This window comes from Streptomyces sp. E2N166, assembly GCF_003671715.1.
Taxonomy (GTDB): domain Bacteria; phylum Actinomycetota; class Actinomycetes; order Streptomycetales; family Streptomycetaceae; genus Streptomyces; species Streptomyces thinghirensis.
The window spans coordinates 222,748-230,207 of the sequence record NZ_RAIF01000025.1 but is presented as its reverse complement, the minus strand read 5'-3'; the positions used below and the strand labels follow the sequence as shown (position 1 = coordinate 230,207).

Here is a 7,460-nt window from a genome sequence, read left to right as displayed (position 1 = left end):
GCCTCGGCCCCGGCCCGCCGGGCCGGGGCCGAGGTGCGGTGGCCGGGCGCAGTGAGCGGGGGCGGAGGCCGGGGTGCGCGAATGGGCCGACGAACTGGACGGGCACCTGGTGCGCCGAACGTCGGAGCTCGCGCGTCGACGCCGTCGTGTCGGAGCCGGCGTGTCGGAGCCGTCGTGTCGGAGCCGTCGTGTCGGAGCTGGCGTGTCAGAGGTCGCGCGTCGGCGCCCTCGCGTCAGCGGTGCCCGAAGGTCTTCTCGCGGTGCACGCGCCAGCGCTCCATCATCGCGGCGAGTTCCCCGTCGAGGAACTCGAAGAACGCCAGTGTCTCGGCCATGCGGCGGCCTGCCGGGGTCTCGGCACCGAGGCTGGCGACGCCCTCGCTCAGCGCGCTCTCCCACCGCTTGAGGATCGTCTCGCGGTTGGTGAGCGCTTCGTACCACTGGTCACTGTGCACCCGGTACCGCTCCCGGCGGGAGCCCGGTTCCCGCTCGCGCGAGACCATGTGCTGCTGGGAGAGGTAGCGCACGGCCCCGGAGACGGCGGCCGGGCTGACCTGGAGCTGCTCGCCGAGTTCGGCCGAGGTCAGCGACCCCGGGTCGGAGGCCAGCAGCGCGGCGAAGACCCGGGCCGGCATCCGCTGCATCCCGGCCTCGACGAGCTGGGCCGCGAAGCCCTCGACGAACTTCGACACCGCCTCGGGGTCGCGGTCCCGTCCCGTCGTCTCCGCTGTCTCCCTCATCCTTCGATCATCCCTCACATCCTGACGCTTCCTTAACTTCACAAATTTCTGAAGGAAGCGTACTTTCGAAATCATGACGAAGGCAATCAGTGTCTCCGGCCTCCACAAGTCGTTCGGCCGGACGCACGCGCTGGACGGGCTCGATCTGGCGGTCGAGGCCGGCGAGGTCCACGGCTTCCTCGGCCCCAACGGGGCCGGCAAGTCCACCACCATCCGCGTCCTGCTCGGTCTGCTGCGCGCCGACTCGGGTGCCGCGCAGGTACTCGGTCGTGATCCGTGGGCGGACGCGGTGGAGGCGCACCGCCGGATCGCGTACGTCCCCGGCGACGTGACGCTGTGGCGCAACCTCTCCGGCGGCGAGGTCATCGACCTCTACGGCCGGCTGCGCGGCGGGCTGGACACGCGACGGCGCGCGGACCTGGTCGAGCGGTTCGAACTGGACCCGACCAAGAAGGGCCGCACCTACTCCAAGGGCAACCGGCAGAAGGTGGCCCTGGTGGCCGCCTTCGCCTCGGACGTCGACCTGCTGATCCTCGACGAGCCGACCTCCGGCCTCGACCCGCTGATGGAAGAGGTCTTCCAGCGGTGCGTGGCCGAGGAGCGCGAGCGCGGCCGGACGATCCTGCTCTCCTCCCACATCCTCAGCGAGGTCGAGGAGTTGTGCGACCGGGTCAGCATCATCCGCAAGGGGCGGACCGTCGAGAGCGGCTCGCTCGCCGACCTGCGCCACCTGACGCGGACGAGCGTGAGCGCCGAACTCGCGGGCACCCCGGGCGGGCTGGCGCGGCTGCCGGGCGTGCACGACCTCGACGTCCAGGGCCGCCGGGTCCGGCTCCAGGTCGACACCGACAAGCTGGACGCCGTACTGCGCTGCCTGAGCGAGTCGGGCGTGCGGTCGCTGACGTCGACACCGCCGACGCTGGAGGAGCTGTTCATGCGGCACTACCAGGCCGAGGCCGGCGAGAACGCCGAAGCCGCCGGGGCGGTGACGTCGCGATGACGGCCACGGCCACCACCACGGCTCTCGCGGTACGGCCCGGCGGCGCGCGCCAACTCGCCGGTACGGGCACGCTGCTGCGCTTCGCCCTGCGCCGCGACCGGGTGATGATCCCGGTCTGGGTGGCGGTGAACGCGCTCATGGTGCTCTCCATGCCCGGCACCATCAAGGGCCTCTACGGCACCGCCGCCGAACGCGCCGACCTGATGCGGCAGATGGAGACCAACTCCTCGCTGCGCGCGATGGTCGGCCCCGTCTTCGACGACAGCCTCGGCGCGCTCACTGCCTGGCGCGTCGGTGTGTACGCCGCCGCGCTCGCCGCGGTGATGAGCCTGCTGATCGTCGTACGGCACACCCGCGACGAGGAGGAGAGCGGACGGCAGGAAGTGGTCGCCTCCGGGATGGTCGGCCGCCGGGCCTCGCTGACGGCGGCCCTGCTCACGGCGGCGGTCGCCAACGGCGTCCTGGCGCTGCTGGTGGTCGCCGGGCTGGCCGGGCAGGGAGCGGCCGGGGCGCTGGCCCTCGGGCTCGGGATCGCGGGCGTCGGCATGCTCTTCGCCACGATGGCGGCGATCGTCGCCCAGCTGACCGAGAGCGCGCGGCTGGCCCGGGGTCTGACGGCGGCGGTGCTGGGCGGCGCCTTCGTGCTGCGCGCGGCGGGCGACTCGGCGACCGTCGACGGCTCGTCCGTACTGACGTGGCTGTCGCCGCTGGGCTGGCTGGAGAACCTGCGGGCCTTCGCGGCCGGCCGCCGGGCGCCTGCGGACGGCCGGCGCGCTGGCCTGGCGGTTGCAGCGGGGCAGCGTGCTCGGCTGGAGCATCGGCTTCTTCCTCGCCGGGGTCGTCTACGGCGGGATGACCGAGGGGGCGGCCGATCTGGTCGGGGACAACGAGCAGGCCCGCGAGATCATCGAGCGGATGGGCGGGCAGGCCGGGCTGACCGACGCGTTCGTGTCGGCGATGGTCGGCATGCTCGGGCTGATCGCCGCGCTGTACGTCGTCGCGTCGGTGCTGCGGCTGAACGGCGAGGAGACGTCCGGACGGGCGGAGCCGGTGCTCGCGGGCGCGGTGGGACGGCTGCGGTGGGCCGCGGGGCACCTGGTGATCGCCTTCGGCGGCGCGGCGCTCATCATGCTGCTCGCGGCGCTGGGATTCGCCCTCGGGTACGGCCGGGACGCCGGGGCGATCCTGGGCGCGTGTCTGGTGCAGTTGCCGGCGGTGTGGGTGATCGGCGGGGCGGCGGTGCTGCTGCACGGGGTGCTGCCCCGGGGTGCGGTGGCCGCGTGGGGAGTCGCCGGTGCGGTGCTGCTGCTCGGGTGGGTCGGACCGGCGCTGGACGTGCCGCAGCGGGTGCTGGACGTGTCGCCCTTCGGGCATCTGCCGAAGCTGCCGGGCGGGGAGATGAGCTGGTCGCCGGTGCTGGTGCTCACCTCGATCGCGGTGGTGCTGGTGGGGACGGGGCTGGCCGGGCTGCGGCGGCGGGACATGACGACGTGAGCCAGGGGATGTCGTTCGGATCAGGCCGGCTTCAGGAAAGCCCTTCGTCCCTTCGTCCTCCTCGCCGGAGCCGTCGTACCCGCCGCGGTCTGGGCGCTTGGCGCCTGGCTCCTGGGACGGCGCCGGCGTCGCTCAGACCTCCACGCTTAGCTCCGTCAGCCCGCGCATCACGAAGTTCGGCTTCCGTTCCGGCTCCGCCGCCAGGCGCAGCGCCGGGGCCTGCTCCAGCAGGGACGTCATGGACGCCGCCAGTTCGATGCGGGCCAGTGGGGCGCCGATACAGTAGTGGATGCCGGCGCTGAAGGAGATGTGCGGGTTGTCCGCGCGGGTGAGGTCGAGGCGGTCCGGGGCCGCGAACACCGCCGGGTCGTGGTTGGCGGAGCCGAACAGCATCGCCACCTCCGCGCCGCGCGGGACGGTCGTCCCGTCGATCTCGATCTCGTCCAGCACCCAGCGCTCGAAGAGCTGGAGCGGGGTGTCGTACCGCATCAGCTCCTCCACGGCGGACGGGACGAGGGAGTGGTCGGCGCGCAGGGCCGCCAGCTGGTCCGGATTGCGGAACAGGGCCAGCCAGCCGTTTGTCGTGGCGTTCACCGTGGCCTCGTGGCCCGCGTTCAGCAGCAGGACGCAGGTCGAGATCATCTCCTGCTCGGTGAGCCGGTCGTCGTCCTCGTCGTGGGCCGCGATCAGGCCCGAGATCAGGTCCTCGCCCGGTTCCTTGCGGCGGGCCGCGATCAGTCCGCGCAGGTACTCCGAGAACTCGACCGACGCGCGCACCGCCTTCGCCGCCGTCTCCTCGGACGGGTTCAGCTCGTACATCCCGCAGATCTCCGCCGACCAGGGCCGCAGCGGGGCACGGTCGGACTCCGGGATGCCCAGCATCTCGGCGATCACGGCGACCGGCAGCGGCTCGGCCACGTCCCGCAGCAGGTCGCCGCCGCCCGCCGCCACCAGCCGGGCCACCAGGTCGTCCGCCAGCCCGTGCACGTACGGCCTCAGCCGCTCCACCGTGCGCGGCGTGAACGCCTTCGACACCAGACGCCGGATACGGGTGTGGTCCGGCGGCTCCAGGTCCAGCATCCCGTGGTCGTTGAGCGTGTGGAAGGGCTCCTGCTCCGGCGGGGGCGCGGTACGGCCGAAGTCCTCGTGCGTGAAACGGTGCTGGTAGGTCCGGCCGAGCCGACGGTCGCGCAGCAGCGCGGAGACGTCCGCGTGGTGCGGGACCAGCCACTGGTCGGTCGGCTCGTAGTAGAGCACCCGCCCCCGGGCCCGCAGCTCGGCGAAGGCGGGGTACGGGTCGGCGACGAACGCCGGGTCCCAGGGGTCGAAGCGGTCGAAACTGTCGAACCTGTCGAAGGCGGCCATGGACGGACGCTAACGGGTGGCGGCGACCGGGGGCCAGAGGCCCGGGGACTCGCTCAGCCAGGCGTCACCAGGCGGGCCTCGTAGGCGAACACCGCCGCCTGGGTGCGGTCTCTGAGGCCCAGCTTCACCAGGATGCGGCTGACGTGCGTCTTGATCGTCGACTCGGCGACCACCAGGCGCTCGGCGATCTCCGCGTTGGACAGGCCCTGTGCGATCAGGACCAGCACCTCCGTCTCCCGCTCGGTCAGGTCCCCGTACGCCGCCTGGGCCGAGGACATCAGGCGCGGGGCGTCGGACAGCTTGGAGAACTCGGTGATCAGGCGCTTGGTGACGGAGGGCGCGAGGAGGGCCTCGCCCGCGGCCACCACCCGGACCCCGTCGGCGAGCCGGCGGGCCGAGGCGTCCTTGAGGAGGAAGCCGGAGGCGCCCGCGCGCAGCGCCTGGTACACGTACTCGTCGAGGTCGAAGGTGGTGAGGACCAGCACCTTCGACGTGCCGTCCGCCGCGACGATCTCCCGCGTCGCCTCGATGCCATTGAGCTCGGGCATGCGGATGTCCATCAGGACGACGTCCGGAGCCAGTTCGCGGACCTTCGCCACGGCCTCCCGGCCGTTGACCGCCTCGCCGGCGACCTCGATGTCCGGCATCGCGTTCAGCAGGACGGAGAAGCCCTCGCGCACCATCATCTGGTCGTCCGCGATCAGTACCCGGATCGTGCGGTCGCTCATGCTTCACCTTCGGTCGGTGCCGTGACCGGCAGGAACACCGCCACCTCGTAGCCCCCGTCGTCGGTGGGGCCGGCCGTCATCTCGCCGTTCAGCATCGAGACGCGCTCGCGCATGCCGGTGACGCCGTGCCCGGCGCCGGGCGAGGGCTTCACCAGGGTCGGTTCCGGGATCGGGCCGTTGACGATCCGCAGGCCCAGGCCGCCCAGGACGTAGGACACCTCGACGCGGGCGGTCGCGCCGGGTGCGTGCCGCAGGGTGTTGCTCAGCGCCTCCTGCACGATCCGGTACGCCGACAACTCCACACCGGGCGGCAGCTCGCGCACCGCTCCGGTCACCGCCTTCTCCACGCTCAGGCCGGCGTCGCGCACGTTGGCGAGCAGGGCGTCCAGGTCGGCGAGCGTGGGCTGTGGGGCGTCCGGGGCCTCGTAGTCCTCGGCGCGGACGACGCCCAGGACGCGGCGCAGCTCGGTGAGGGCGGCCACCGCGTTCTCCCGGATGGTGGCGAAGGCGCGCTCCAGCTCCGGAGGCGGATTCTCCACCCGGTAGGGGGCCGCCTCCGCCTGGATCGCGACGACCGACATGTGGTGGGCCACCACGTCGTGCAGCTCACGGGCGATGGTGGTGCGCTCCTCCAGCAGGGTCCGCCTGGACCGCTCGTGCGCGGTGACCGTCTGCTGGGCGGTGACCTCCTGCTGAGCCTCCCGGCGGACGTGCCGGACGGCGACCACCAGCAGGGCGAGGGCGGAGAGGAACAGCATGGGCGCGGAGGTGTTGTACTCCCCGTCGCCGAACAGCGTCTCCACGACCAAGGCGTAGGCGCCGGTCAGGGCCCACATCCAGGCGGCCGTGCGGGGCCGGGTGCGTATCGCCACGATCACCAGCACCGTCAGATGGCAGATGAACGGACCGGGCAGCCACGGCCACTCGCCGAATTCCCCGAGAAGCACCGCGACCACGGGGGTCGCCGCCATCGACATCCAGAAGGCGCCGACCGGCCGGACCAGCGTGGCCAGCACCGGGATGGCGCACGCCAGCCCGCTCAGCAGGGCCGCCGGCCCTCCCAGGGCGCCGCTGGCCACGGAACCGCCGAACAGGGCGATCAGCGCGGCGCCCACCACCACCGCGTGCGGCAGGCGGGCCGCGTACGACCGAAGGCGGCTGGGGAGCCGTCGGGTCAGCGGACCGTCCGTCGTCATGAGCGGCAGCGGGCGGTACGCGAAGGCGTCGTGGAACAGGTCCTGGCGCAGGCCCTGCAGTGCGTCCATGGCCAGCCGGAACTCGGGGCTGCGCGGCGCGTCACCTCCGCCGGAGGGGGTGGTCCGCATCTGGGTCGTCTCGGTCACGTTCGCAACGGTAGGCGCAGCCGGGGTGCACCGTCGTCACCAGTGAGAGGGGTCCTTCGGTATCCGTCTCAGGTACTACGGGGGCCACGGGCGCCGGGCGCGGGTCAATACCCCGACGGCCGCACCAGCCCCGACTCGTACGCGAACACCGCCGCCTGCGTCCGGTCCCGGAGGCCCAGCTTCACCAGGATCCGGCCCACATGGGTCTTCACCGTCTGCTCGGCGACCACCAGTCGCTGGGCGATCTCCGCGTTCGACAGGCCCTGCGCGATCAGAGCCAGCACCTCGGTCTCCCGCTCGGTCAGCTCACCGACGCGGGCCTTCAGCGGGCCGCGCGGCCGGTCGTCGAGCCGGGCGAACTCGGCGATCAGCCGCCGGGTGATGCCCGGCGCGAGCAGCGCGTCCCCGTCCGCCACCACCCTGACCGCCTCGGCGAGCTGGTCGGCGGAGGCGTCCTTCAGCAGGAACCCGGACGCCCCGGCCCGCAGCGCCTCGTACACGTACTCGTCGAGGTCGAAGGTGGTCAGCACCAGCACTCTGATAGACGGGGTCGCCCCGGTGATGCGGCGGGTGGCCTCGATGCCGCCCAGCTCGGGCATGCGGATGTCCATCAGGACGACGTCCGGTGCCAGCTCGGCGACCTTGGCCACGGCGTCCAGGCCGTCCACCGCCTGCCCGATCACCTCGATGTCGGGCTGGGTGTTGAGCAGCACGGTGAAGCCCTGCCGGACCATCTGCTGGTCGTCGGCGATCAGCACGCGGATCACGCGGCCGTTGCTGCTGGTCGTCA

Annotated in this window: 6 protein-coding genes and 1 pseudogene; 2 read left to right on the top strand and 5 right to left on the bottom strand. The window is 72.6% G+C overall.

Going from position 1 to position 7,460, the window contains the following annotated elements; genetic code table 11:
• Nucleotides 1–233: 233 nt before the first annotated feature.
• Nucleotides 234–740, bottom strand: coding sequence for a MarR family transcriptional regulator (locus EBH09_RS19100; protein ID WP_193776401.1), 507 nt, complete (start codon nucleotides 738–740; stop codon nucleotides 234–236).
• 73 nt (nucleotides 741–813) lie between these two features.
• On the opposite strand from EBH09_RS19100, the gene EBH09_RS19095 reads away from it, so the two are divergent.
• Nucleotides 814–1,740 (top strand): ABC transporter ATP-binding protein, encoded by a 927-nt coding sequence (locus EBH09_RS19095; RefSeq protein WP_121748191.1) that lies wholly within the window; start codon nucleotides 814–816, stop codon nucleotides 1,738–1,740.
• A pseudogene (locus tag EBH09_RS19090) lies at nucleotides 1,737–3,234 on the top strand (ABC transporter permease). Before EBH09_RS19095 ends, EBH09_RS19090 begins: the two are co-directional and overlap by 4 nt.
• 132 nt (nucleotides 3,235–3,366) lie before the next feature.
• Here EBH09_RS19090 and EBH09_RS19085 read toward each other — a convergent pair.
• From EBH09_RS19085 to EBH09_RS19070, 4 genes are all read right to left on the bottom strand, one after another.
• Complete coding sequence (locus tag EBH09_RS19085) at nucleotides 3,367–4,599, bottom strand: cytochrome P450 (protein WP_121748190.1); 1,233 nt, start codon at nucleotides 4,597–4,599, stop codon at nucleotides 3,367–3,369.
• A gap of 53 nt (nucleotides 4,600–4,652) precedes the next feature.
• Nucleotides 4,653–5,327: a response regulator transcription factor gene (locus EBH09_RS19080; protein ID WP_121748189.1), complete on the bottom strand. Its 675-nt coding sequence runs from the start codon at nucleotides 5,325–5,327 to the stop codon at nucleotides 4,653–4,655.
• Complete coding sequence (locus tag EBH09_RS19075) at nucleotides 5,324–6,670, bottom strand: histidine kinase (protein ID WP_238697364.1); 1,347 nt, start codon at nucleotides 6,668–6,670, stop codon at nucleotides 5,324–5,326. Before EBH09_RS19075 ends, EBH09_RS19080 begins: the two co-directional genes overlap by 4 nt.
• 104 nt (nucleotides 6,671–6,774) lie before the next feature.
• On the bottom strand, nucleotides 6,775–7,437 hold the full coding sequence (locus EBH09_RS19070) for a response regulator transcription factor (protein WP_121748427.1): 663 nt from the start codon (nucleotides 7,435–7,437) through the stop codon (nucleotides 6,775–6,777).
• Nucleotides 7,438–7,460 lie beyond the last annotated feature (23 nt).